The sequence below is a fragment of the Azonexus caeni genome, from assembly GCF_048146105.1.
Classification (GTDB): domain Bacteria; phylum Pseudomonadota; class Gammaproteobacteria; order Burkholderiales; family Rhodocyclaceae; genus Azonexus; species Azonexus aromaticus_B.
In genome coordinates, this window is sequence record NZ_JBKJAD010000011.1 from 20616 (window position 1) to 45783 (window position 25168).

Here is a 25168-nt window from a genome sequence, read left to right on the forward strand (position 1 = left end):
GGCTCAGGCCCCGGGTTTGCTCAACCAGCGCAGCAGGGTTTCGTACAGGTGGTCGGGGGCGACCGGTTTGCCGAGGTGGTCGTTCATCCCCGCGTCGAGGCAGGCCTGGCGATCTTCGGCAAAGGCATTGGCCGTCATCGCCAGGATCGGCGTATCGGCGTGGGCGGGCAGGGCGCGGATGGCGCGCGTCGCGTCGATGCCGTTCAGGCAGGGCATCTGCATGTCCATCAGGATCAGCGCGTATGAGTGTTGCCGGGCAAGATCGACGGCCTGACTGCCATCGACGGCAATATCCACGCACAGCCCGACGTCTTCCAGCAGGCCGCAAGAGACTTCGCGGTTGATCGGCTCGTCTTCCGCCAGCAGGATGCGCTGGCCAGCGAATTCCGTCTGCAGGCGGGTTTCGGCCTGCGTCAGCGGCGGGCTGGCGGGCTGGCTCGGGGGCGGCAGGTGGGTTTCCGTGTCGAGCTGGAGCTTGACGGTAAACCAGAAGCTGCTGCCGCTGCCCGGCTGGCTGGTCACGCCGATTTCTCCGCCCATCATCTCGACCAGGCGCTTGCTGATGGCCAGCCCGAGTCCGGTGCCGCCATATTTGCGCGTCATCGAGCCATCGGCCTGTTCGAACGCCGTGAACAGGCGTTGCTGGTCTTCAGCGGTGATGCCGATGCCGGTGTCGGCGACTTCGAAGCGCAGCCGGACGCTGTCGGGGAGATCGTCGATCCGCCGCAGGCGCAGGTCGATGCTGCCCCGCTCAGTGAATTTGACGGCGTTGCCGAGCAGGTTGAGAAGTACCTGACCGAGGCGCAAAGGATCGCCGATCAGCACCAGGCGGGCAATTTCCGGCGGCAGTTCGGTACGCAGCGCGATTCCCTTCTCCTTCGCCTTGTGATCAAGCAGGGAGATGACCTTTTCCAGGACTTCGCCGAGGCGGAAATGCGTCATTTCCAGCGTCAGGCGTTCGGCTTCGATCTTGGAGATGTCGAGAATGTCGTTGATGACGGCGAGCAGATGCTGCGATGCCTGCTCGATCTTGCCCAGATGCTCGCCGAGTTGCGGTTCGTTGCTGCGCCGTCTGGCCTGTGCCGCCATGCCCATGATGGCATTCATCGGCGTGCGCAGTTCGTGGCTCATGTTGGCGAGGAAGGTGCTCTTGGCACGACTTGCCGCTTCGGCCGCTTCCTTGGCCAGATTGAGGTCGCGGGTGCGCGATTCGACGATTTTTTCGAGCTGCTCCTGGTACTCGCGCAAGGTTTCCTCCGCCTTGCGCCGGCGCGTGATCATGCGGTTGGCGCCTTCCGCCAGTTCGCGGAATTCCGCGATGTCGAGCGAAGCGAGCGGCATCTCGGTCTGGTCGTCGGCGCTGCGACTGAAGAAGCCGGAAAATTCCGCGATCATCGCCCGCGTCCGTACGTTCAGCCGGCCGGCCAAGCCAAAGGCGGCCAACCAGAGCAGGAACAGGATGCCGCAGATCTTGGCGATGTTCCAGAGCAGCTCGTTGCGCGCCCGCTGGCGGGCTTCGGCAACCAGATTGTCGATATCGTCGATATAGATGCCGGTGCCGATGTACCACTTCCACATGGGCAGGCCGCGGGCATAGCTGATCTTCGGCGCCGGGCGTTGTCCGTCGATTTTCGGCATCAGGTAATTGACGAAACCGCTGCCTTGTTGCGCCAGGCGGATCAGTTCCTGGACGATCATGACGCCGTTCGGGTCGCTTACCGCCAGCATGTTCTTGCCGGTGCCGGGGCCGGACAAGGCCACGCCGCTCCAGTCTCCGGCGAAAAGATAGGCATCGCCGTCGTAACGGATGCGGCGGATCCAGTCGAGTGCCTCGCGCTGCAGATCGCCTTCGGTGTCCTCCAGGTATTCGCCGGTGCCGATCAACCAGTCGAAAGGGGCAAAGTGCTTCACATAAGCAAGCTTGGCGTGTTCCTTCCCCGGGGCGCCCGGTCTGCTCCAGGTGTAGCGGTAGAACCCTTCGCCATCCTTCCTGACCAGTTCCGCCATGTCGCGGATGACGTAGGCGCCGCTGGCGTCGCGCAGGTCGAGCAGGTTTTTCTGCTCGAGTTCCGGGCAGGCGGCGCACAGCATTTCCATGCCATCAAGCCGGGTGGCGAAATAGTAGCCGCGTCCGTCGAGGAAGCGGATCGGGCGCAAGGCTTCGCGCACCATGTCCTGCAGTTCGGCGGGCGCCAGTTTGTTCTTGTAGTGGTCGTACAGGTAGGTGGCCAGGCGATGCGCTTCCAGCGTCCGCTCGCGAATGATGCGCCGCGTCCGCTCCTCGGTCTGGCCGCGCATGAACTCGAGATAGGCCGCTGCCGCGTCGACTTCCTGTTGCATGCGCGCCTTGCGCTCGGCGAGCAGACGCTCGCTCATCGCCGCGACTTCGGCGTTGAAGGCGAGAATTTCCTGGGCGATCCACAGGCTGCCGATCAGTACGCAGGCCAGCGTCGATACCAGCAGCATGTTGGCGAGCAAAATCCGGCTCAGGGTCTTGCGGGGCTTCATTCGGGCGGGAAAACGGTCGGGGTCCTTGGCAAAGTGGCAGCAGTTTAAGCACTAAAGACCATGTTTGCCACGTTGTTTTACAGGCGTGCCAGGCCTGCCCGCCGAGCTTCCCGTGGCGGCCGCTGGCAGCGTCTCACGGGGCTCCGGCAATGCCTTGTAGAATTGCCGGAGCCGGCTTCGTCACTGGTGCGGACCTTTCGGGCCGAATCCGTTTGGCGCGAGGGTACGGTCGTTAATTCCATTTGAATCGGGAGCTTCCATCCATGTTTCTCGCCATGAACCGTTTCCGCATCGCCCTCGGCAAGGAGGACGATTTCGTCGCCCACTGGCGCAACCGCAACAGCTACCTGCACGAGGTGCCGGGCTTCGTTTCCTTCAACCTGCTGCGCGGCGACAGCAACGACGAGCGCACCCTGTTTGCCTCGCATACGGTCTGGGAATCGGAGCAGGCTTTCGCCGACTGGACGAAGTCGGATGCCTTCCGCAAGGCGCACATGCAGGCCGGCCAGTCGCCGCGCGATTTCTATCTCGGGCCGCCGCAACTAGAGTTGTTCGAAGCCGTGCTCTAATCAGCGATCAGTGCTCACGGCCGTCGATGCGCGGCGCCAGCAGGAGCGGCACGTAGCGCCAGGCGAGCAGGCCGAAGGCGAGCAGCCAGCAGAGGGCGGCGGCGTCTATCCACAGCAGGTAGTGCGTCGGCGCCAGTTGCGGCAGCAGGGTGCGGATCGCCAGCGCCGCCAGCATGAGATAGAGCACGCCGCGGTCGGCGGCGTCGAAACTCACCTTGCGCCCGGTATGTCCCTTGGCGATGCGGACGATCATCGCCGGGATGACGCAGCCCATCGCGCCGAAAGTGAACAGGTGGGTCGGCAGGGTGCCGACCCAGGCCGGGCCGAAGAAATATTCCCAGGCATGCAGCAGCAATTGCCCGGCTATCGCCAGGTAGCCGACGAACATGATGCCGATGTCGATCCGGCGCAGCGCGCGCAGCGGGTGCCAGAAGGGCAGGCGGATCAGGAGCAGGGCGGCGAGCGCCAGTGCCAGGCCGGCGGCCAGCGCGCCGGGCAGCCAGGGGGCGGCCACCAGCAGCAGGCCGAGCCCCTTGATCGCCAGGTCGAGCCGGGCGTCGCGGCGGATCTCGACCTGGAAGGCAGCGCGCATGAACTGGCTCAGCGTGCGTTCGAGCATGAGCAGGAAGGCGAGCCGGAACAGGGCCAGGGTCATCGTCGTGCCGGCGGTGAAATCGCCATGCAGCAGCAGCGTCTTGGCGACGATGAAGACCGGCAGCAGGACGATGAAGAAGAGGTTGTCGCGGTAGCTGTCCTGGTTGCGGTGGCGGATCAGCGTCCACAGCAGCAGGGCGACGATGCTGCCGAGGAAGAGCTGTTCGCCGAGCAGGCACAGCACCACCGGCCAGTCGGCGCCGAGCAGCAGGGTGGTGCGTTCGAGCAGCCAGGCAACGCTGAGGAAGATGAGCCGGCCGCCGTGGTGGCCGCGCACATTGACCCAGTTCTTGGTGGCGGTGAGCAGGAAGCCGCCGAGGATCGCCCAGCCGAAACCGTAGAACATCTCGTGTGCGTGCCAGCGCAAGGGCTCGACCGGACTCGCGGCAAGACCGGCGTGGCCGCCGAAGAGCAGTGCCCAGCCAACCGGCAGGATGGCACCGGCGAGCATGCCGAGGAGGAAAAAGGGGCGAAAGCCGACCCGCCAGAGTGGGTGCGTGAGAAGCGACATGGGAACTCCGGGAAACGGGAGGGATCAGCAAAATACGTCGCAACTTTACCAAGCGGGAGTGGTCGATTCTTTGATTTATCCGATGGCGGCAAGCAGGCGCCGGGACATTGGCGTAAAATCCCAAGCTTGCCCGTCAGCGAGGGGGAGATGAATCGCGACGGACGGTTTTTCCAAGGATGAAGATGAAGCGTGTGGATGACTTCCGCTTGCGATTTGGCAAGCACGAGCTGGTTCCCATCATGATCGGCGGCATGGGTGTCGACATTTCGACGGCCGATCTGGCACTGGAGGCCGCCCGGCTCGGCGGCGTCGGCCATATTTCGGATGCGATGATCAACACCGTTTCCGATCGCCGTTACGATACCAAGCACGTCAAGGAAAAGCTCGCGCTGTACAAGTACAACGTGAACAACGAGGACAAGTCGTCGGTCAAGTTCGACCTCGGTCGCCTCGAGGAAGCCACCCGTCTGCACGTCGAGGCGACGATGACGCGCAAGCAGGGCAGCGGCATGGTCTTCATCAACTGCATGGAAAAGCTGACCATGAACGCGCCGCGCGAGACCCTCAAGGTCCGCATGTCGGCCGCGCTCGATGCCGGCATTGACGGCATCACGCTGGCGGCCGGCCTGCACCTCGGTTCCTTCGCGCTGATCGAGGACCACCCGCGCTTCCGCGACGCCAAGCTGGGCATCATCGTCTCGTCCGTGCGCGCCCTGCAACTTTTCCTCAAGAAGAGCGCCCGCACCAACCGCCTGCCCGATTTCATCGTCGTCGAAGGCCCGCTCGCCGGCGGCCACCTCGGTTTCGGCATGGACTGGGCGCAGTACGACCTGGCGACCATCGTCGCCGAGGTGATGCTGTACCTGAAGAACGAACATCTGGACATTCCGGTGATTCCGGCCGGCGGCATCTTCACCGGTACCGACGCGGCGCAGTTCCTTGATGCCGGTGCGGCTGCCGTGCAGGTGGCGACGCGTTTCACGGTGGCCGAGGAATGCGGTCTGCCGACGGCGGCCAAGCAGGAATATTTCAAGGCGACCGAGGACGACATCGAGGTCAACCAGATTTCGCCGACCGGCTACCCGATGCGCATGATCAAGTCCAGTCCCGGCATCGGCGACGGTATCCGGCCGAACTGCGAAGCCTACGGTTACCTGCTCGACGCCGCCGGCAAGTGTTCCTACATCACCGCCTACAACCGCGAGGTGGCGCTGCATCCGGGAGCCCGCAAGGTCAAGGTGATGGACAAGACCTGTCTGTGTACGCACATGCGCAACTTTGAAATCTGGACCTGCGGTCAACTGACCTGGCGTCTGAAGGACACCACGCACAAGCTGGCCGACGGCAGCTACCAGATGCTGACTGCCGAGCACATCTTCAAGGATTATCAATTCAGTACCGATAACCAGATCGCCCTGCCGACGGTCGTCCAGGCTTGAGCCTGGTCAGTCCGGCGGCGTGCCACCGGGTTCTCGGATAACGAGCGGGCCGTCAGCCGGCCGGGAGATTTCGCCAGAAATGTTCATGCTGAAACGCAGTGATCGATCCGGTGCCGGCCGACGAGCCGTGATCCTGGCGGCCTGCCTGCAGGTGTTTGCTGCTGGCGGCGTTCAGGCGGAAGACGAAGGGAATTTCACGGTTCGCGGTTTCGGTACGCTGGGCGCCGTGCGCACGACGACCGACGATGTCGAGTTCGTTCGCGACTTGTCGCAGGCGCGCGGGGCAACCGACGAATGGACGGCGAAGACCGACAGCGTGCTCGGTCTGCAGGCCGACTGGCAGGCAACGCCGCAATGGCTGGTGGCGGTGCAGGCGATCAGTCGCTATGACCAGCACCGCAGTTTCAAGCCGCAACTGGCCTGGGCCTTCGTCAAGTACGATCCGACGCCGAACCTGAGCCTGCGCGCCGGGCGACTGGGTACCGAGTTTTTCATGATGGCCGATTCGCGCTGGGTCGGCTATTCCTTCCTGACCGTGCGGCCACCCGGCGATTATTTCTGGTACCTGCCTTTCTACAGCATCCATGGCGGCGATGTTGCGCTGACCCTGCCGCTCGGCGAAGGCATCATCCGCGGCAAGGCGTTTTACGGCCTGTCGCGCGGCAGCATTCCGCTGGGCGACGAACAGTGGAACATCCGCAATTCGCCGATGGCCGGCGGCTATCTGGAATATCAGTCGGGGCACTGGCAGGTGCGTGGCAGCTACGCCAACATCCGCTTCGAGCACGATCTGCCGGTGGCGACGGTGATGGCGAAAAAAGGGCTGACGCTGTCGGCCGCCGATGCCGATTACCTGCGGGCTCGCGGCACTCGTACCCACTATTACTCGTTCGGCGTGGTCTATGACCGGGGGCCGGTGCAGGCGCAGTTGATGCTCAACCATATCGAGCAGGGTTCGCACGCGCTTGAAAGTTCGGATGCCGCCTATTTCCTGTTCGGTTACCGGCTTGCCGACTGGACGCCCTATCTGGGCTATTCGACGGTGCGTTCGCATCGCCGGGGGCGTTCGGCAAGCGCAGTGGTGAATTACGTGATGGAGGATTCGCATTCCGATCAGGACACCGTCTTCGCCGGGGTGCGCTGGGATTTCGCCCGCAACGTGGCGCTCAAGGCACAGTGGGATGGCGTGCGCGGTTCGGCGTCGTCGCTCTTTCCCTACCGGCGCGACGATCGGGCGAACTGGGATGGGCGGATGAACGTTTTCTCGATGAGTCTGGACTTCGTTTTCTGAACGCATGATTGGACGCTGGCTGAGATTCCTGCTGCTGACTGCCTTTTGCCTGGGCAGCAGCGTGGCGACCGCCGAACTGGTCGTCGTCGTCAATGCGCGCAGTGGGGTGGCGGCGATGACGCGCAACGAAGTGATCAACATCTTTTTCGGGCGCAATCGCCAGTTCTTCAATGGCACTGAGGTGCAGCCGGTCGACCTGGTCGACGCCAACCCGCAGCGGGCGCAGTTCTACCGCTTGCTGGTCGGCAAGGATCTTTCCGAAATCAACGCCTACTGGTCGCGGCAGATTTTTACCGGGCGCATGCAGGCGCCGCCGCGCGTCGATAGCTCCGAAGATGTCCTCAAATGGGTGGCGGCGCGCCCGGGCGGCATTGGTTTCGTCGAGTTGAGCCGGGCCGACGCCCGCGTCCGCGTGGTCTACGAACTGAAGCCGTGAGCGGCTTGCGGTCGGCTTCATAAAATCTCAATATGGCAGCGGCAGACTGGCCTTGGCCAGGCGCCGGCCGGCGACACGACGTCCCGGACCCATAACGATGAGGAGACCCGAAATGACTGCACGCCCTTTGCTTGAAATCATTGCCGACCGTCCGCTGGTGACGGCAACGCCGCAAACTTCCGTACGCGCCGCCTGCCAGTTGATGGCGAGTAAACGGATCGGTGCCCTGCTGATCGTCGACGGTGGGCGGACCGTCGGCATCTTCACCGAGCGCGATGCGCTCAACAAGGTGCTGGCCGGCGCGCTCGATCCCGATACCACGCCGCTCTCGGCGGTGATGGTGCGCGACCCGCAATGTGTCCGGGCCGACCGGCCGCTGGCGCACGCCTTGTTGCTGATGGCCGAGGGTGGCTTCCGCCATGTGCCGGTGGTCGATGCCGACGGGCGGGCGATCGGCATGGTGTCGGCACGCGACGCGCTGGGCCGCGATCTGGTCCAGCTCGAACACGACATCGAGCGCCTGGAAGCGCTGGAAAACTCGATCGGTTACTGAACTGCGGGCCAGCCGAAGCGTTCGAGCAGGGCGGCGAATTCGCCGCCCGGTGGGGCGTCGATGGCGATCGCCAGTTGTGTGACCGGGTGTCGGAAGGCGAGGCGGGTGCACGCCAGCAGCAGCCGGTGGCAGTCGAACTCGTCGGCGAAGTAGCGGTTGTGGCGGCCCTTGCCGTAGGTCGCGTCGCCGATGATCGGGTGGGCGATGTGTTTGAGGTGGCGGCGCAACTGGTGCTTGCGGCCGGTGACCGGGTTGAGTTCGAGCAGGGCGTAGCGGCTGCTCGGGTAGCGGTCGACGGCGACCGGCAGTTCGATCGTCGCCAGCCGCCGGTAGTGGGTCAGCGCCGGCTGCGCTTCCTGGCTGCTGCGTTCGCCCTGGAATTCGTAATCGTCGCGCTGCCGGGTCAGCGCGTGATCGATGCTGCCACTTGCCGGCGGATGGCCGCGCACGACGGCGAGGTAACGCTTGGCGACCGTGCCTTCGGCAAATTGCCGGCCGAGCGCGCTGGCGATCTCTGCAGAAAGACCAAAGAGCAGGACGCCCGAAGTGCCGCGATCGAGTCTATGCGCCGGCCAGACCTTCTGACCGATCTGGTCGCGTAGTAGCTGGATCGCGAAGCGCGTCTCGTGGCGGTCGATTTCCGAGCGATGGACGAGCAGGTTGGGCGGCTTGTCGATGACGACGATGTGCTCGTCGCGGTAAAGGATGGGTAGCTGTTCAGGCAAAGAAGCGTTGCCGGGCGGTATCGGGCAGGTCCATGCCAGTGACGTGGGCGCGCTCGAGCAACTCCCAGTAATAGCGGTAGGAGGCGCGGTCGTGTAGCTTGCCGGCGTGCTGGATCGGGCCCCAGTCCTTGTCCTGGGCGGCGATCAGGATTTCCGTGGCGGCTTCGACCTCGGAGAAGTCGGGGCGCATCGCCTCGACGATCGGCTGGATCTGGTTCGGGTGGATGCTCCACATGCGCAGGAAGCCAAATTCGCGACGGGCGCGCAGCGCGTCGTTGCGGATGGTTTCGATGTCCTTCAGTTCGGTGGTGACGTTGTGTGCGGGGACAACGCCACAGGCCAGCGCGGCGGCACTGATCTCGCACTTGGCGCGGGCGACCAGCGGATGTTCGAACTGGCCGGGGCTCTTCATCGCGCTGCCGGGGATCGCGCCGTGGTGGCCGGAGACGAAGTCCATCAGGCCGAAGTCGAGCGATTCGACGCCGGGCAGGGCGGCGATTTCCCAGACTTCGCGCAGCGCGCCGTGGGTCTCGATCAGCACATGCACCGGAATCCGTCGCTCGACGCCGGCGGCGCGCTCGATCTCGCGCAGCGCCTCGAGTTGCGTCTGGACATCGCCGACGCCGCAGGGTTTGGGCAGGGTGATGAAGGGCAGCCGGTTGCCGGCACCGCCGACCAGGATTTCCAGGTCGCTCCGCCAGTGACCATGGGTGACGTCGTGGATGCGCGCGCCGACGCGGTTGAATCGGTTGTCCGCGCTGTTGATGACCTCCACCACCATCGCGGCGTGTTCGCGTTCGGCGCCGGCGTGCGCGCCGTCCTCGCAGTCGCAGGTGATGTCGAAGATCGGCCCGAGTTCCTGCTGCAGTTGCAGGGCCTTGCGCATCAGCTTTTCCGAACCCGCGTAATGATCGACGGCGGGCAGGATGGGGAAGGGCTTTTCGCCCGCGAACAGGACGTGCTTGGGATGGCGCATGGAATATCGTCGGATAAATGAAAAAGGCCGCGGTATTTTACCGCGGCCTTCTGTTGGTGCCGAAGAACGATTACAGCATGCCGGCAACGGCGGCGCGTTCGTCTTCCAGTTCCTTCAGGGTGATGGCGATCTTGCCCTTGGAGTATTCGTCGATTTCCAGGCCCTTGATCAGGGTGAAGGAACCGTTCTTGCACTCGCACGGCAGACCGAAGACCAGGCCTTCCGGGATGCCGTAGCCGTTGTCGGCCGGGGCCGGGATACCCATCGTGACCCATTCGTCGGAGCCGAGGACCCAGTCGCGGACGTGGTCGATGGCGGCGTTGGCGGCCGAAGCGGCGGACGACAGGCCACGGGCGTCGATGATCGCGGCGCCGCGCTTGCCGACGGTCGGCAGGAAGACGTCGTTGTTCCAGGCGGCGTCGTTGATGATGTCCTTGACGCTGTCGCCGTTCGAGGTGACGAAGCGGTAGTCGGCGTACATCGACGGCGAGTGGTTGCCCCAGACGACCAGTTGCTTGAGCGAGGAGACGGCGCGGCCGGACTTCTGGGCCAGTTGGGTCAGCGCGCGGTTATGGTCGAGACGCAGCATGCCGTGGTAGTTGTTCGGGTTGGTGCGGCCAACCTTGATCGCCGCGGCGCGGGCGATGTAGGCGTTGGTGTTGCAGGGGTTGCCGACGACCAGCACGCGGACGTCTTCCTTGGCGTTCTCGGCGATGGCCTTGCCCTGAACGGTGAAGATCGCGCCGTTGGCTTGCAGCAGGTCGGCACGTTCCATGCCGGGGCCACGCGGACGGGCACCGACCAGCAGGCAGACGTCGGCGTCCTTGAAGGCGACGTTCGGGTCGTCGGTGGCGACCATGCCGGCGAGCAGCGGGAAGGCGCAGTCGTCGAGTTCCATCATCACACCTTGCACGGCCTTCTGGGCTTGCGGCAGGTCGAGCAGTTGCAGGATGACCGGCTGGTCCTTGCCGAGCATTTCGCCCGAGGCAATGCGGAACAGCAGGCTATAACCGATCTGACCGGCGGCGCCGGTCACGGCGACGCGCATGGGGGCTTTGGACATGTATCGCTCCTGAATTTAAAGCAGCTTGGTTGAATTATTGGTCGATTCCGGGAGCCGACGAATTCTCCTTGCGTCGGATCGGCTAGCGGAATTCACGATGTTAGAAGCTCGGTCTATCCGTGTCAATTGATTCATGTGTCTTATATAAGACAACTTTTGGTGGACGCTGGCGCTGAATTATGCTGAAATCGAGGCCCATGACCCGAGAGACCCTGCGTTCCGCTGCCCGCGCATCCGCGCCGACCTTCAGCCCCTTGTACCGCCAGATCAAGGATTTCCTGATCGGCTGTCTCGAGCGCGGCGAGTGGCGCCCGGGTGATGTGATTCCCAGCGAAGGCGAGCTGGCGCAGCGCTTCAATGTCAGTCAGGGGACGGTGCGCAAGGCCATCGACGAGATGGCGGCGGAGAACCTGCTGGTGCGGCGGCAGGGCAAGGGAACCTTCGTTTCCACCCATAGCGACCCGCGTGCCTACTATCGTTTCCTGCGCCTGATGCCGAATGACGGCATCGCCGTGCCGTCGGTCAGCGAACCCTTCTATTGCCAGGTGGTCGATGCGCCGCCCGAGGTGGCGGCGGTGTTCGGTCTGGCGCCAGGGGGGGCGGTGGTGCATATCAAGCGTTTGCTGCGTTTTGGCGGCGAGAAGGTCGTCTTCGACCAGATTTTCCTGCAGGCGGAGTTTTTTCCGGGCTTGACGCTAGAACTGTTGCGTGCCGGCGAGCGTTCGCTGTACAGCCTGCTGGAGAGTGATTTCGGCGTACGCATGATCAGCGCCGAAGAACATTTGCGTGCCGTGGCCGCCGACGAGGAATGCGCGGCGCTGCTCGGCGTGCAGTGCGGCGAGCCGCTGTTGCTGGTCGAGCGCACCGCCTACACCTACGGCAATCGGCCGGTGGAGTGGCGCAAGGGCCTGTACTGCACGCGCAACCATTATTACCGAAACGAACTGGGGTGATCGCTGAAACTGCTGCAAGGGCCGCCAACTGGCGCATCGGGGCTCGTTTGACTGTATAATTACGGCTCTTTTCAAACCACATACAAGCGGAAATCCGCACTCTTCGCGAGGGAATATCTTCATGGCAGAGATGATGATAAAGAAGGAGCGTCCAAGAAATCTGGACCTGGCTTCGCTGCGTAGTTACAAATTGCCGCTTCCGGGCAAGGTTTCCATCTTCCACCGGGTGAGCGGGGCGGGGCTGTTCCTGATGTTGCCGGTCATTCTCTGGCTCTTTCAGGCCAGCGTGACCTCGCCGGAGACTTTTGCGGTCTTTCAGGGGTTGGTGGCTTCCTGGCCGGTCAAGCTGATTCTGGCGGGTCTGATCTGGGCCTATGCGCACCATTTCTGCGCCGGCATCCGTTTCCTGCTGATGGACGTCCATGTCGGCGTCGATAAGCCGCAGGCACGCAAGTCCGCCGCTGCCGTGTTCGCGGTCAGCATTCCGCTGAGCATCATTCTGTGGGGGGTTCTGCTGTGATCAACCGTATCGTTGTCGGCGCCCATTACGGCCTCAAGGACTGGGTCGCACAGCGCGCCACTGCCGTCATCATGGCTGTTTATTCAGTCATCCTGGCCGCCGTGCTGCTGGTGTTTCGTCCTTCCACCTTTGAAGCCTGGCAGGCGGTTTTCGCCAATGGCGTCATCAAGTTCTTTACCTTCCTGTTCTTCGTCAGCCTGTTCTACCACGCCTGGATCGGCGTGCGTGACATCTGGATGGACTACATCAAACCGGTCGGCCTGCGCCTGACCCTGCATGTCCTGACCATTGCCGCGCTGGTGGGTTACGCCGCGTGGGCTGCTGCGATTCTCTGGAGGCTGTAAGCGTGAGTATTCCTGTTCTGAAATTCGATGCGGTCATCGTCGGTGCCGGTGGTGCCGGTCTGCGTTCCGCGATCCAGTTGTCCGAAGCCGGCCTCAAGACGGCCGTCCTGTCCAAGGTCTTCCCGACCCGCTCGCATACCGTTGCCGCCCAGGGCGGCGTTGCCGCATCGCTCGGCAACTCCGAGGAAGATCACTGGCACTGGCACATGTACGATACCGTCAAGGGTTCCGACTGGCTCGGCGACCAGGACGCGATCGAGTTCATGGTGCGCAAGGCCAACGAGTGCGTCGTCGAGCTTGAACATTACGGCATGCCGTTCGACCGTACCGACGACGGCAAGATCTACCAGCGTCCGTTCGGCGGCCACATGTCGAACTTCGGCGAAAAGCCGGTGCGTCGCTCCTGTGCCGCCGCTGACCGCACCGGTCACGCCATGCTGCACGCGATGTACCAGCGCAACGTCAAGGCCAATACCCAGTTCTTCGTTGAATGGATGGCGCTCGACCTGATCCGCGATGCTGATGGTCATGTCGTCGGCGTCACGGCGATGGAAATGGAAACCGGTCAGGTCGTCATCTTCCACACCCGCGCCACCATCTTCGCGACCGGTGGTGCCGGCCGTATCTTCTACTCTTCGACCAACGCCTTCATCAACACCGGTGACGGCCTGGGTATGGCGGCGCGTGCCGGCATCCCGCTCGAAGACATGGAATTCTGGCAATTCCACCCGACCGGCGTCGCCGGTGCCGGCGTGCTGATCACCGAAGGCGTCCGTGGCGAAGGCGGCATCCTGCGTAACGCCAACAAGGAACGCTTCATGGAGCGCTACGCGCCGAACGCCAAGGATCTGGCGTCGCGTGACGTGGTTTCCCGCGCCATGACCACCGAAATCAACGAAGGCCGCGGCTGTGGCGTCAACAAGGACTACGTCCTGCTCGACATCACCCACCTCGACCCGAACACCATCATGAAGCGCCTGCCGGGTATCCGTGAAATCGGCCTGCAATTCGCCGGCGTCGATTGCATCAAGGAACCGCTGCCGGTCGTGCCGACCTGTCACTACCAGATGGGCGGCATCCCGACGCATTACTCGGGTCGTGTCGTGGTCAGCGAGAACGGCGATCACAACACCGTCGTCCCGGGCTTCTATGCCGCCGGTGAATGCGCCTGCGCCTCGGTGCACGGTGCCAACCGCCTCGGTACCAACTCGCTGCTCGACCTGCTGGTCTTCGGCAAGTCGGCCGGTGACTCCGCGGTCGAAGATCTCAAGACCGGCCAGGCTCACCGCGATCTGCCGAAGGACGCTGCCGAGAAGTCGCTGGCCCGGATTTCCGCCATCGACAACCGCAAGGGCGGTGCCAACGTGCACGAAACCCGTCTGGCCATGCAACGCACGATGCAGAACCACGCCGGTGTGTTCCGTTTCGGCGACCTGCTCAAGTCCGGCGTCGAGAAGATCCTGGAAGTCGAGAAGGCGGCCCGCGCGCTCGAGATCAAGGACAAGTCGATGGCCTGGAACACGGCCCGTACCGAAGCGCTCGAAATGGAAAACCTGATCGAAGTCGCCAAGGCAACGATGCTCTCCGCCGAGGCCCGCAAGGAATCGCGCGGCGCCCACGTCCGCGACGACGCCCCGGATACCCCGGAATTCCCGAACGGTCGCAACGATGCCGAGTGGCTGAAGCACACCCTGTTCAATCCGGTGGATAACTCGATCACCTACAAGCCGGTCACCATGCAGCCGCTGACCGTCGAACCCATCGCGCTGAAGACGCGTTCGTACTAACGGAGAAGAACATGAGCAAACGCATGGTTCAATTCAGCATCTACCGCTACGATCCGGACAAGGACGACGCACCCTACATGCAGGACATCTCGGTCGAACTCGAGCCGACCGATCGCAAGCTGCTCGACGCCCTGACCAAGCTGAAGGCGAAGGACGACACGCTGTCCTACCGTCGTTCCTGCCGCGAGGGTGTCTGCGGTTCCGACGCCATGAACATCAACGGCAAGAACGGTCTGGCCTGCCTGACCGACATCGACGAACTGAAGCAGCCGATCGTGCTGCGTCCGCTGCCCGGCCTGCCGGTTATCCGCGACCTGATCGTCGACATGACCCAGTTCTTCAAGCAGTACCACTCGATCAAGCCCTACCTGATCAACAACGATCCGCCGCCGGAACGCGAACGCCTGCAGTCGCCGGAAGACCGCGAAGAGCTGAACGGTCTCTACGAGTGCATCCTGTGCGCCTGCTGCTCGACGTCGTGCCCGTCGTTCTGGTGGAATCCGGACAAGTTCGTCGGCCCGGCCGGCCTGCTGGCTGCCTACCGCTTCATCGCCGATACGCGCGATCAGGCGACCAACGAGCGTCTCGACAACCTCGACGACCCGTACCGCCTGTTCCGTTGCCACACCATCATGAACTGTGTTGACGTGTGCCCGAAGGGTCTCAACCCGACCAAGGCCATCGGCAAGATCAAAGACCTGATGGTTCGCCGCGCCGTCTGATGGAAAGAGCCGACTACGAACGCCTGCGTTGGCGTTGCATCCGCCGCGCCCTGCTCGAACTCGATATCGCGCTGACGCGTTTCCTGGATAACGGGTTCGCCAAGCTGTCGGACGAGCAGCAGCAGGTGTTCGTGGAAATGGCCGACATGGAAGACCACGATCTCTGGTACCTGATCAGTGGCCAGACGGAGTGCGAGGATCCACGCTATCTGCCGATTCTGGTGGCGATACGCGAGAGTTAACAGAAACTTACGGCAGCTCTGAGTAAGTCTTAAGTAAGGTTGATGCACTAAGTTGTGACATTGACCAAATTTGGCAGTGCAGTGATAACCAACACCTGACAAGGGAAAAACCATGACGACCGAACGCAAGGCAACCCTGAGCATCGACGGACTAGCACCTGTCGATTTCCCGATCATGTCCCCGACGCATGGCAATGATTGCGTGGATATTCGTAGCCTGGGCGGCAAGACGGGGCTGTTTACCTATGACTCCGGTTTCCTGTCTACCGCGAGTTGCCGTTCCAAGATCACCTTCATCGATGGCGACAAGGGCGAACTGCTCTATCGCGGCTACCCGATCGAGCAACTGGCGGAAAGCTGCAACTTCCTCGAAGTCGCCTACCTGCTGAAGAATGGCGAATTGCCGGATGCCTCCCAGAAGGTCAAGTTCGAAAACACCATCAAGAAGCACACGATGGTGCACGATCAGCTGACCCGTTTCTACAACGGCTTCCGTCGCGATGCTCACCCGATGGCCGTCATGGTCGGTGTGGTCGGCGCCCTGTCTGCCTTCTATCACGAAGCGATGGACTACTCCGATGCCGAACACCGCAACATCAGCTTCAACCGCATCGTCGCCAAGCTGCCGACGATCGTCGCCATGGCTTACAAGTACAACCGCGGCATGCCCTTCATGTACCCGGACAACGAGCTCGACTACACCGCCAACTTCATGCGCATGATGTTCGGTTCGCCGTGCGAGAAGTATGTGCCGAACCCGGTGCTGGTCCGCGCCCTGGACGTCATTTTCACGCTGCACGCCGATCACGAGCAGAATGCCTCGACCTCGACCGTCCGCCTTGCCGGTTCGTCGGGCGCCAACCCGTTTGCCTGTATCTCGGCCGGTATCGCCTGTCTGTGGGGCCCGGCGCACGGCGGCGCGAACGAAGCCTGCCTGCAGATGCTGGAAGAAATCGGCGACGTCTCGCGCGTTGGTGAATACATCAAGCGCGCCAAGGACAAGAACGATTCCTTCAAGCTGATGGGCTTCGGCCACCGCGTCTACAAGAACTTCGACCCGCGCGCCAAGCTGATGCGCAAGGTGTGCAACGAAGTGCTGTCGGAACTGGGTCTGGAAAACGATCGCCTGTTCAAGCTCGCGATGGAACTGGAAAAGATCGCTCTGGAAGACGAATACTTCGTCGAGAAGAAGCTCTACCCGAACGTCGACTTCTACTCCGGCATCGTCCAGAAGGCGATCGGCATCCCGACCGAAATGTTCACCTGCATCTTCGCGCTGGCCCGCTCGGTTGGCTGGATGACGCAGTGGGAAGAAATGATCTCCGATCCGGAATACAAGATCGGTCGTCCGCGCCAGTTGTATGTTGGTGCAGCCAAGCGCGACGTGGTACCGCTTGCCCAGCGCGGCTAATACAATAAACGGGCGGCTCGCGGGCCGCCCTTTTTTACATGCGGAGCATCACCGGTGCGCGTCAATGCGTGCCGCAGGAAAATAAAACCCATACAGGGGACGCTTATGACTACGATGAATGACAAGTTCGACAGCACGCTTTACTTTGGCGGTAACGCACCCTTTGTCGAAGAAGTATATGAAAGCTACCTGAACGATCCGACTTCCGTTGCCCCGGAATGGCGGGATTATTTCGATCGCCTGGCCCAGATGCCGGGCTTCGTCGCCCGTGACGTGGCGCATGCGCCGGTCGTTGCCGCCTTTGCCGAACTGGCGAAGGATGGTGGCTTCAAGCACAGTGCGCCGGCCTCGTCTTCCGCCGAACACCGCAAGCAATCCGCGGTCGGTCAACTGGTCACTGCCTACCGTTCGCTTGGTACCCGCTGGGCTGATCTCGATCCGCTCAAGCGCCTGCCGCGTCCGAAACTCGACGAACTGGAGCCGTCGTTCTACGGTTTCACCGATGCCGACCTGAAGCAGACCTTCAACGTCGGTTCGCTCAAGGGCCTGCCGGAAAACGCCAAGCTCAGCGACATCCTCGAAACGCTGAAGCAGACCTACTGCGGCACGATCGGCGTCGAGTACATGTACATGACCGACTATGACGAGAAGCGCTGGCTGCAGGAAAGGCTGGAAGGCATGCGTTCTCGTCCGTCCTACACGGTCGACCAGAAGAAGCGCATCCTCGAGCGCCTGACCGCCGCCGAAACCCTCGAACGTTACCTGCATACCAAGTACGTCGGCCAGAAGCGCTTCTCGCTCGAAGGTGGCGAATCGCTGATCGTCGCCATGGACGAAGCGATCCGTACCGGCGGCGCCAATGGCGTTGACGAAGTGGTGGTCGGCATGGCGCACCGCGGCCGCCTGAACGTGCTGGTCAATACCCTGGGCAAGGCACCGTCGATGCTCTTCGCCGAATTCGAAGGCAAGAAGAAGAGCGATCTCACCGCCGGCGACGTCAAGTATCACCTCGGCTACTCGTCCGACGTTGCCACCCCGGGCGGCCCCTGCCACCTGACGCTGGCCTTCAACCCGTCGCACCTGGAAATCGTCAACCCGGTGGTGGCCGGTTCGGTCTATGCCCGCCAGGTTCGCCGCGGCGAAGGCAGCAAGTCCAAGGTTCTGCCCATCCTGGTCCATGGCGATGCCGCCGTCGCCGGTCAGGGCGTCAACCAGGAAATGCTGAACTTCTCGCAGACCCGTGGCTACGGTGTCGGTGGCGTGCTGCACATCGTCGTCAACAACCAGGTCGGCTTCACCACGTCCGATCCGCGCGACTACCGTTCCGGTCACTACTGCACCGACATCTTCAAGATGGTCGATGCGCCGATCTTCCACGTCAATGGCGACGATCCGGAAGCCGTCGCGCTGGTCACCCAACTGGCCATCGAGTACCGTCAGACCTTCCTCAAGGATGTCGTCGTCGACATCATCTGCTTCCGCAAGCTCGGCCACAACGAGCAGGACGAGCCGATGGTCACGCAGCCGTTGATGTACAAGATCATCAGCAAGCATCCGGGCACGCGCAAGCTCTACGGTGACAAGCTGATCGCCGAAGGGACGCTGCCGGCTGACGGTCCGGACCAGATGATCGCCGAATACCGCGCTCACCTGGACAAGGGCGAACTGCTCTACAACCCGGTGCTGGCCGGCTACAAGCACCCGATGACGATCGACTGGACGCCGTTCCTGGCCAAGGATTACATCGAGACCTGCGACACCACCGTGCCGAAGGCCGAACTGCAGCGTCTGGCGCAGCGTCTGTCGACGCTGCCGGAAGGCTTCACCCTGCACTCGCGGGTCAAGAAGATCGTCGAGGATCGCGCGGCGATGGGCGAAGGCAAGCTGCCGGTCGATTGGGGCATGGCCGAGAACCTGGCCTACGCTTCCTTGCTGGTTTCCGGTTACGGCGTGCGCATTTCCGGCGAGGACGTCGGTCGCGGCACCTTCTTCCACCGTCACGCCGCCTTCCACGACCAGAACCGCAGCAGTTGGGATAGCGGTACCTATCATCCGCTGAAGAACCTGCAGGAAAAGCAGGCTGGCTTCCAGTGCTATGACTCGGTGCTCTCGGAAGAAGCCGTACTGGCTTTCGACTATGGTTACGCCTCGGCCAACCCCTATGAACTCGTGATCTGGGAGGCCCAGTTCGGCGACTTCGTCAATGGCGCCCAGGTCGTCATCGACCAGTTCATCACTTCCGGTGAAGCCAAGTGGGGCCGCGCCTGCGGTCTGGTCATGCTGCTGCCGCACGGTTACGAAGGGCAGGGGCCGGAGCACTCGTCGGCTCGCCTTGAGCGCTTCATGAACCAGGCCGCCGAAATGAACATGGAAGTTTGCGTCCCGACCACGGCCGCCCAGGTTTTCCACATGCTGCGCCGGCAAGCCGTGCGCATGCAGCGCAAGCCGCTGGTCGTGATGTCGCCGAAATCGCTGCTGCGCCACAAGGATGCCGCGTCGTCGCTCGACGAACTGGCCAATGGCGAATTCCAGCGCGTCATCGGCGAAGTCGACGAGATCGACGCCAAAAAGGTCAAGCGTGTTGTGCTGTGCTGCGGCAAGGTCTATTACGACCTGGTCAACGCACGTCGTGAGAAGCAGATCAAGGATATCGCCATCGTCCGTATCGAACAGCTTTATCCGTTCCCCTCGGGTTCGCTGGCCAAGGAATTGGCCAAGTATCCGAAGGCGACGGAAATCGTCTGGGCGCAGGAGGAACCGCGCAACCAGGGTGCCTGGTACTGGTTCGCCTCGCGTCATCATCTGGACAGCGGCCTCGACGCCAAGCAGAAACTGCTGCTGGTTGCGCGTCCCGCCTCGCCGTCGCCGGCGGTAGGGTATCTGGCCAAGCACAACGAACAGCAGAAAGCATTGGTCGAGTCCGCACTGGGCAAGATCGACTACTAATAACGAAAGCAGAGTGGAGTCACCCATGAGCATCATTGAAGTCCAAGTTCCGCAACTGTCCGAATCCGTCGCCGAAGGCACGCTGGCTTCCTGGAAGAAGAAGATCGGCGAAGCGGTCGGCCGCGACGAAATCCTGATCGACATCGAGACCGACAAGGTCGTCCTCGAAGTGCCGTCGCCGGCGGCTGGCGTTCTCGTTGAAATCATCAAGGGCGATGGCGAAACCGTCGTTTCCGGCGAGCTGATCGCCAAGATCGACACCGCCGCCACCGCTGGCGCCGTCGCGCCGGCCGCTGAAGCACCGAAGGCTGCTGCTGCTCCCGCCGCTGCTCCGGCGCCTGCCGCAGCCGCTCCGGCTGGCACGGCCAGCCCGGCCGCCCGCAAGATCCTCGACGAGAAGGGCATCGCTGCCGCCGACGTCGCCGGTTCCGGTCGCGGCGGTCGCGTCACCAAGGAAGATGCCGTTGCCGCCCAGGCCAAGCCGGCTGTCGCTGCTGGTCCGGTCGTCGCTGCCAAGTCGACCACCTCGCTGCCGGTGCCGCCGACCGGCGTCGCCCTCGGTGACCGCACCGAAGAGCGCGTGCCGATGACCCGTCTGCGTGCCCGTATCGCCGAGCGCCTGCTGCAGTCGCAACAGACCAACGCCATCCTGACCACGTTCAACGAAGTGAACATGGCCCCGGTCATGGCCCTGCGCAAGCAGTACGGCGAGAAGTTCGAGAAAACCCACGGCGTCCGCCTCGGCTTCATGGGCTTCTTCGTCAAGGCCGCCGTTGCCGCGCTGCAGAAGTTCCCGATCCTGAACGCCTCGGTCGACGGTAACGACATCGTCTATCACGGCTACGTCGATATCGGTATCGCCGTCGGTTCGCCGCGTGGCCTGGTCGTGCCGATCCTGCGCAACGCCGACCAGATGTCGATCGCCGACATCGAGAAGAAGATCGCCGAATTCGGCGCCAAGGCCAAGGACGGCAAGCTGTCGATCGAAGAACTGACCGGCGGCACCTTCTCGATCTCGAACGGCGGCATCTTCGGTTCGATGATGTCCACCCCGATCATCAACCCGCCGCAGTCCGCGATCCTCGGCATCCACGCCACCAAGGACCGTGCCGTTGTCGAAAACGGTCAGGTTGTCGTGCGTCCGATGAACTATCTGGCGATGTCCTACGATCACCGCATCATCGACGGCCGTGAAGCCGTCCTCGGTCTGGTGACCATGAAGGAAGCGCTGGAAGATCCGGCCCGCCTGCTGCTCAACGTTTAAGCCAGCATCGCCGGCGCCAGTGTTCCCGCACGGGCGCTGGCGCCTTTGCACATCTGAAATCTGAAAGGTTGATCCATGTCCAAGCAATTTGACGTGCTCGTTATCGGCGGTGGTCCCGGCGGCTACGTGGCCGCCATCCGCGCCGCCCAGCTCGGCTTCAACACCGCCTGCGCCGAATCCAACGCCTACGCCGACCCGAAGGGCGAACCGCGTCTCGGCGGTACCTGCCTGAACGTCGGCTGCATTCCGTCCAAGGCCCTGCTGCGCTCCTCCGAACTATTCGAAGAAGCCAATCATTCCTTCGCCATGCACGGCATTTCGGCCAAGGGCGTTGCCATCGACGTGCCGACCATGATCGGCCGCAAGAACACCATCGTCACCCAGCTGACCGGCGGCATCCGCGGTCTGTTCAAGAAGAACAAGGTGACCGGCCTGAACGGCCACGCCAGCTTCTCCGGCAAGGAAGGCGAGTTGTACAAGGTCAAGGTCGGCGAGGAAGAAGTCTTGGCCAAGCACGTGATCATCGCCACCGGCTCCAAGCCGCGCCACCTCGACGGCATCCCGGTCGATAACAAGGTCATCTGCGACAACGTCGGCGCGCTCGATTTCGACGCCGCACCGAAGCGCCTGGGCGTCATCGGCGCCGGCGTCATCGGTCTGGAAATGGGCTCGGTCTGGCGCCGTCTCGGTACCGACGTGACCGTCCTCGAAGCCGCCCCGGATTTCCTGCCCTTCGTTGATCAGGATATCTCCAAGGAAGCGCTCAAGCTGTTCACCAAGCAGGGCCTGAAGATCACCACTGGCATCAAGCTGGGTAAGGTCTCGGTCGCCAAGAAGGGCGTCACCGTCGAGTACGAAGACAAGGACGGCGCCAAGAAGCTCGAATGCGACAAGCTGATCGTCTCGGTCGGCCGCATCCCGAACACCGACGGTCTGAACGGCGATGCCGTCGGCCTGAAGATCAACGAGCGCGGCCAGGTCGAAGTCAACGGCCACTGCCAGACCAACCTGCCCAACGTCTGGGCGGTCGGCGACGTCGTCCGCGGTCCGATGCTGGCGCACAAGGCCTCCGAAGAAGGCGTCATGGTCGCCGAGCTGATCGCCGGCCAGTCCGGGCACTGCGACTTCAACACCATTCCGGGCGTCGTCTACACCCACCCGGAAATCGCCTGGGTCGGCAAGACCGAACAGCAGCTCAAGGCCGAAGGCATCGCCTACAAGCCGGGCAAGGTGCCCTTCCTGGCCAGCGGCCGGGCGCTCGGCCACGGCGACGCCAGCGGCTTCGTCAAGGTCCTGGCCGACGCCAAGACCGACCGCATCCTCGGCGTGCACATCATCGGCAACAACGCTTCCGAACTGATCGCCGAAGCCGTCGTCACGATGGAATTCGCCGGCGCCTCCGAAGACCTCGGCCGCATCTGCCACGCCCACCCGACGCTGTCGGAAATCGTGCACGAAGCCGCCCTGGCCTGCGACAAGCGGTCGCTGCACTTCTAAGCAGTTTCGCTTCGTCTGCCAAAGGCGGGATGTGCGAATAGCACATTCCGCCTTCTTTCATTGTTCCGGCAGCGACAGTGAATGATCGGTTGCAGTTTTCGCGGGTCTACCGTCAGGCGATGGCCGGGGACGACAGCCAGCGACGCGATCGCTGCAGGAGCAGGCCTGTCAGCAGGAGGCAGGCGGCATAGCCGGCAAGCAAGCCCCAGAACGGTGCGACGCCGTAAGCCAGCGGTTTGGCGACGCCAAGGAAACTGCCGTAAATCAGCGAACCGAGCGAGATGGCGAACATCGCAATGCGTCGCTGGTCCAGGCCGCTGCGGCTGTAGTGGCGGAGCAGCCAGGAATTCAGGCTCCACAGCGTGATCAGGATCACTTTCGTCCACAGCTTGGGATTGTCGAAATAGGGCATGCCCTTGAGCGCGACACCGAGGGCGATGATCAGCAGGCCGGAAAGCCACAGATGGAGCTCGCCGTTCAGGATCAACGGCCGGATCAATCGCCTTTCCGTCGCCATCCCCCGCAGACGGCACAGTGCCAGGAAGACTCCGGTGAGCGACGCGAACAGGGCGGCCAGGTGATAGAAAACCGCCAGGGTGACGAGGAGTTCCATGATCGATCCGCCGGGAACATGCGAAACCATGATTCAATCCGATTGCCATGACGCGCTGATGACAGGGGGGGGCAGAGTTCGCCGTCGGTTAGCCGGTCATTCCGGTAAAGCGCATTGCGCTGTAGAACCTCGTCAATATTTGCGAAAATAGCGGACCCGAGAACAACGACAACCGACGATGCCCCACAAGAAACTGAAAGTCTCCGCCACCGGCATGCTTGACGCCTACGATGCGCTGCTCGCCGAGCGCGGTTATGTCGCCGATGCGGCGCAGCGGAGGGCGGCGCAGGCCCTGCAGTCGCTCTATGGCAACCTGCTGTCGTTCAAGGTGGACCGGGGCAGCACGATCAAGCGCCTGCTGAAGCCGCCGAAGCCGCCGCGCGGCGTTTATTTCTGGGGCGGTGTCGGGCGCGGCAAGAGTTTCCTGATGGACTGCTTTTACGCTTCGGTGCCGTACCGGCGCAAGAAGCGGCTGCATTTCCACTCCTTCATGCAGCAGATCCATCGCGATCTCGACAAGTACAAGGGCGAGCCGGATCCGATGCTGAAGCTGGCCGCGGCGATCGCCCAGGACGTCCGGCTGCTCTGTTTTGACGAGTTCCACGTCTCCGACATCGCCGACGCGATGATCCTCGGCCGCCTGCTCGAGGGCTTGTTCAGCCATGGCGTGATCCTGGTCATGACCTCGAATTACCCGCCGGACATGCTTTACCCCAACGGCCTGCACCGGGAGAGCTTCCTGCCGGCGATCGCCCTGCTCAAGAAACACCTCGACGTGTTCGAGGTCGATGCCGGTGTCGACTACCGACTGCGCGCGCTGGAGCAGGTCGAGATTTACCACCATCCGGCCGATGACGCGGCCGAGCGCAAGATGCTCGACTATTTCCGCATGGTCGCCGGCGAGGAGGGCGAGGAGGGCGGGCAGATCGAAATCCTCGACCGCCAGATCGCCACCCTGCGCCGCGGCAACGGCGTCATCTGGTTCGATTTCCGCACCCTGTGCGGCGGCCCGCGCTCGCAGAACGATTACCTGGAAATCTCGCGCGGCTACCATACCGTGCTGCTGTCGCACATCCCGAAGATGACCGTGCACCAGGCTTCGGAAGCCCGCCGCTTCACCTGGCTGGTAGACGTTTTCTACGACAACAAGGTCAAGCTGATCGCCACCGCCGACTGCGCCGCCGATGACTTGTACACCGAGGGCACGCAGGCCAGCGAGTTCAAGCGTACAGTGAGCCGGCTGACCGAAATGAATTCCCGTGCCTATCTCGCCGAACCGCATATCGTCGCCCCCTGAGGAGAGCGCCATGAGACCCGCCCTGAAGTTCCTGCTCGCCGTTTTCGTTGCCTTGTGGGCCGGCGTGGCCGCGGCGCAACTGGAGGTCATCGAGCTGAAGAGCAAGACGGTCGACGAAGTCCTGCCGGTGCTGCTGCCGCTGGTCGAACCCGGAGGCACGCTGAGTGGCCAGAACAATCAGCTCTTCCTGCGCACTTCGCCGCGCAACCGCGAGGGCATCAAACGGGCGCTGGCGGCGATCGACAAGCCGGCGCGCCGGCTGATCATCCACGTCGCTCACGACCGCCAGCGGATGAACGCCCAGCGCGAGGCGGAAGCCATCGGCCAGGTGGTGCTCGGCAGCAACAGCCGGGTCGAGGTCGAAGGCCGGGTCTGGGACACACAGCGCCAGCGCGAGGAAAAGGCTGCGCAACGGGTGCAGACGGTCGAGGGCGGGCGCGCCTTCATCCAGGTTGGCCGTTCGCTGCCGGTGCCGATGCGCATGGTGGCGGTTGGCCCCGGTGCTGCGGTGGTCAACGAAGGTGTCGTCTATCGCGATATCGGCAGTGGTTTCTACGCGACGCCGCGCCTGGCCGGCGATCGCGTGACACTGGACATCTCGCAGCAGGCCGAACAACTCGATGCGCGCCGTCCCGGCAGCATCGCCACGCAGCGCCTGAGCACCACGGTCAGCGGCCGCCTCGGCGAATGGATCGAACTCGGCGGCAGCGGCCAGCAAGCCGGCAGCCAGCGCGATGGTTCGTTCAGCGTCGGCACCGGGCAGATGCGCGAGCAACGGGCGATCTGGTTGCGGGTCGAGGAAGTCGAATGAAAAACGGGCCGCATCTGCGGCCCGTTCGGTTTCGCG

The 25168-nt window shown here is 63.0% G+C and carries 23 protein-coding genes; 17 read left to right on the forward strand and 6 right to left on the reverse strand.

Annotated elements, in window-relative coordinates:
* Positions 1–3: 3 nt before the first annotated feature.
* Positions 4–2508, reverse strand: a complete 2505-nt coding sequence (locus ACLIIZ_RS11835) for a cache domain-containing protein (protein WP_416692333.1) — start codon at positions 2506–2508, stop codon at positions 4–6.
* 263 nt (positions 2509–2771) lie between these two features.
* Between ACLIIZ_RS11835 and ACLIIZ_RS11840 the strand changes: the two genes are divergently transcribed.
* Positions 2772–3077 carry an antibiotic biosynthesis monooxygenase family protein gene (locus ACLIIZ_RS11840; RefSeq protein ID WP_416692335.1) on the forward strand — a complete coding sequence of 102 codons (306 nt, stop codon included), beginning with the start codon at positions 2772–2774 and terminating at the stop codon, positions 3075–3077.
* Between the two features lie 7 nt (positions 3078–3084).
* Here ACLIIZ_RS11840 and ACLIIZ_RS11845 read toward each other — a convergent pair whose 3' ends face one another.
* Positions 3085–4242, reverse strand: coding sequence for an NnrS family protein (locus tag ACLIIZ_RS11845; RefSeq protein ID WP_416692336.1), 1158 nt, complete (start codon positions 4240–4242; stop codon positions 3085–3087).
* A gap of 182 nt (positions 4243–4424) precedes the next feature.
* On the opposite strand from ACLIIZ_RS11845, the gene ACLIIZ_RS11850 reads away from it, so the two are divergent.
* From ACLIIZ_RS11850 to ACLIIZ_RS11865, 4 genes are all read left to right on the forward strand, one after another.
* Complete coding sequence (locus ACLIIZ_RS11850) at positions 4425–5681, forward strand: nitronate monooxygenase (RefSeq protein ID WP_416692337.1); 1257 nt, start codon at positions 4425–4427, stop codon at positions 5679–5681.
* 85 nt (positions 5682–5766) lie between these two features.
* A complete protein-coding gene (locus ACLIIZ_RS11855) occupies positions 5767–6972 on the forward strand; it encodes a hypothetical protein (protein WP_416692338.1) in 1206 nt (401 codons plus the stop codon).
* Between the two features lie 4 nt (positions 6973–6976).
* The gene (locus tag ACLIIZ_RS11860; RefSeq protein ID WP_416692339.1) at positions 6977–7408 is read left to right on the forward strand and encodes a hypothetical protein; all 432 of its coding nucleotides are present in this window, start codon (positions 6977–6979) and stop codon (positions 7406–7408) included.
* A gap of 112 nt (positions 7409–7520) precedes the next feature.
* Positions 7521–7961, forward strand: a complete 441-nt coding sequence (locus ACLIIZ_RS11865) for a CBS domain-containing protein (RefSeq protein WP_416692340.1) — start codon at positions 7521–7523, stop codon at positions 7959–7961.
* Here the strand turns inward: ACLIIZ_RS11865 and ACLIIZ_RS11870 are convergent.
* From ACLIIZ_RS11870 to ACLIIZ_RS11880, 3 genes are all read right to left on the reverse strand, one after another.
* Complete coding sequence (locus tag ACLIIZ_RS11870; RefSeq protein WP_416692342.1) at positions 7955–8686, reverse strand: tRNA pseudouridine(65) synthase TruC; 732 nt, start codon at positions 8684–8686, stop codon at positions 7955–7957. The genes ACLIIZ_RS11865 and ACLIIZ_RS11870 overlap by 7 nt on opposite strands.
* On the reverse strand, positions 8679–9662 hold the full coding sequence (locus ACLIIZ_RS11875) for an HpcH/HpaI aldolase/citrate lyase family protein (protein ID WP_416692343.1): 984 nt from the start codon (positions 9660–9662) through the stop codon (positions 8679–8681). The genes ACLIIZ_RS11870 and ACLIIZ_RS11875 overlap by 8 nt, the downstream gene beginning before the upstream one ends.
* 70 nt (positions 9663–9732) lie before the next feature.
* On the reverse strand, positions 9733–10725 hold the full coding sequence (locus ACLIIZ_RS11880) for a malate dehydrogenase (RefSeq protein WP_416692344.1): 993 nt from the start codon (positions 10723–10725) through the stop codon (positions 9733–9735).
* 197 nt (positions 10726–10922) lie between these two features.
* On the opposite strand from ACLIIZ_RS11880, the gene ACLIIZ_RS11885 reads away from it, so the two are divergent.
* From ACLIIZ_RS11885 to lpdA, 10 genes are all read left to right on the forward strand, one after another.
* Positions 10923–11678 (forward strand): GntR family transcriptional regulator, encoded by a 756-nt coding sequence (locus ACLIIZ_RS11885; protein ID WP_416692345.1) that lies wholly within the window; start codon positions 10923–10925, stop codon positions 11676–11678.
* A 121-nt stretch (positions 11679–11799) separates the two neighbouring features.
* Positions 11800–12198, forward strand: coding sequence for a succinate dehydrogenase, cytochrome b556 subunit (sdhC, locus tag ACLIIZ_RS11890; protein WP_416692346.1), 399 nt, complete (start codon positions 11800–11802; stop codon positions 12196–12198).
* Positions 12195–12542, forward strand: a complete 348-nt coding sequence (gene sdhD / locus ACLIIZ_RS11895; protein ID WP_416692347.1) for a succinate dehydrogenase, hydrophobic membrane anchor protein — start codon at positions 12195–12197, stop codon at positions 12540–12542. The genes sdhC and sdhD overlap by 4 nt, the downstream gene beginning before the upstream one ends.
* Positions 12543–12544: 2 nt before the next feature.
* A complete protein-coding gene (gene sdhA / locus ACLIIZ_RS11900; protein WP_416692348.1) occupies positions 12545–14329 on the forward strand; it encodes a succinate dehydrogenase flavoprotein subunit in 1785 nt (594 codons plus the stop codon).
* 11 nt (positions 14330–14340) lie between these two features.
* Complete coding sequence (locus ACLIIZ_RS11905; RefSeq protein ID WP_416692349.1) at positions 14341–15051, forward strand: succinate dehydrogenase iron-sulfur subunit; 711 nt, start codon at positions 14341–14343, stop codon at positions 15049–15051.
* On the forward strand, positions 15051–15293 hold the full coding sequence (locus ACLIIZ_RS11910; protein WP_416692351.1) for an FAD assembly factor SdhE: 243 nt from the start codon (positions 15051–15053) through the stop codon (positions 15291–15293). Before ACLIIZ_RS11905 ends, ACLIIZ_RS11910 begins: the two co-directional genes overlap by 1 nt.
* 112 nt (positions 15294–15405) lie before the next feature.
* Positions 15406–16704, forward strand: a complete 1299-nt coding sequence (gene gltA / locus ACLIIZ_RS11915) for a citrate synthase (protein WP_416692353.1) — start codon at positions 15406–15408, stop codon at positions 16702–16704.
* A gap of 105 nt (positions 16705–16809) precedes the next feature.
* Positions 16810–19650 carry a 2-oxoglutarate dehydrogenase E1 component gene (locus ACLIIZ_RS11920; RefSeq protein ID WP_416692355.1) on the forward strand — a complete coding sequence of 947 codons (2841 nt, stop codon included), beginning with the start codon at positions 16810–16812 and terminating at the stop codon, positions 19648–19650.
* A gap of 25 nt (positions 19651–19675) precedes the next feature.
* Positions 19676–20914: a 2-oxoglutarate dehydrogenase complex dihydrolipoyllysine-residue succinyltransferase gene (gene odhB, locus ACLIIZ_RS11925; RefSeq protein WP_416692357.1), complete on the forward strand. Its 1239-nt coding sequence runs from the start codon at positions 19676–19678 to the stop codon at positions 20912–20914.
* Between the two features lie 75 nt (positions 20915–20989).
* Positions 20990–22411: a dihydrolipoyl dehydrogenase gene (lpdA, locus tag ACLIIZ_RS11930; RefSeq protein ID WP_416692358.1), complete on the forward strand. Its 1422-nt coding sequence runs from the start codon at positions 20990–20992 to the stop codon at positions 22409–22411.
* A 112-nt stretch (positions 22412–22523) separates the two neighbouring features.
* On the opposite strand, the gene ACLIIZ_RS11935 is transcribed toward lpdA, so the two are convergent.
* A complete protein-coding gene (locus ACLIIZ_RS11935; RefSeq protein ID WP_416692359.1) occupies positions 22524–23054 on the reverse strand; it encodes a hypothetical protein in 531 nt (176 codons plus the stop codon).
* A 148-nt stretch (positions 23055–23202) separates the two neighbouring features.
* Between ACLIIZ_RS11935 and zapE the strand changes: the two genes are divergently transcribed.
* Both zapE and ACLIIZ_RS11945 read left to right on the forward strand, forming a co-directional pair.
* On the forward strand, positions 23203–24321 hold the full coding sequence (gene zapE / locus ACLIIZ_RS11940; protein ID WP_416692360.1) for a cell division protein ZapE: 1119 nt from the start codon (positions 23203–23205) through the stop codon (positions 24319–24321).
* 10 nt (positions 24322–24331) lie between these two features.
* Positions 24332–25132: a hypothetical protein gene (locus tag ACLIIZ_RS11945; RefSeq protein ID WP_416692361.1), complete on the forward strand. Its 801-nt coding sequence runs from the start codon at positions 24332–24334 to the stop codon at positions 25130–25132.
* Positions 25133–25168 lie beyond the last annotated feature (36 nt).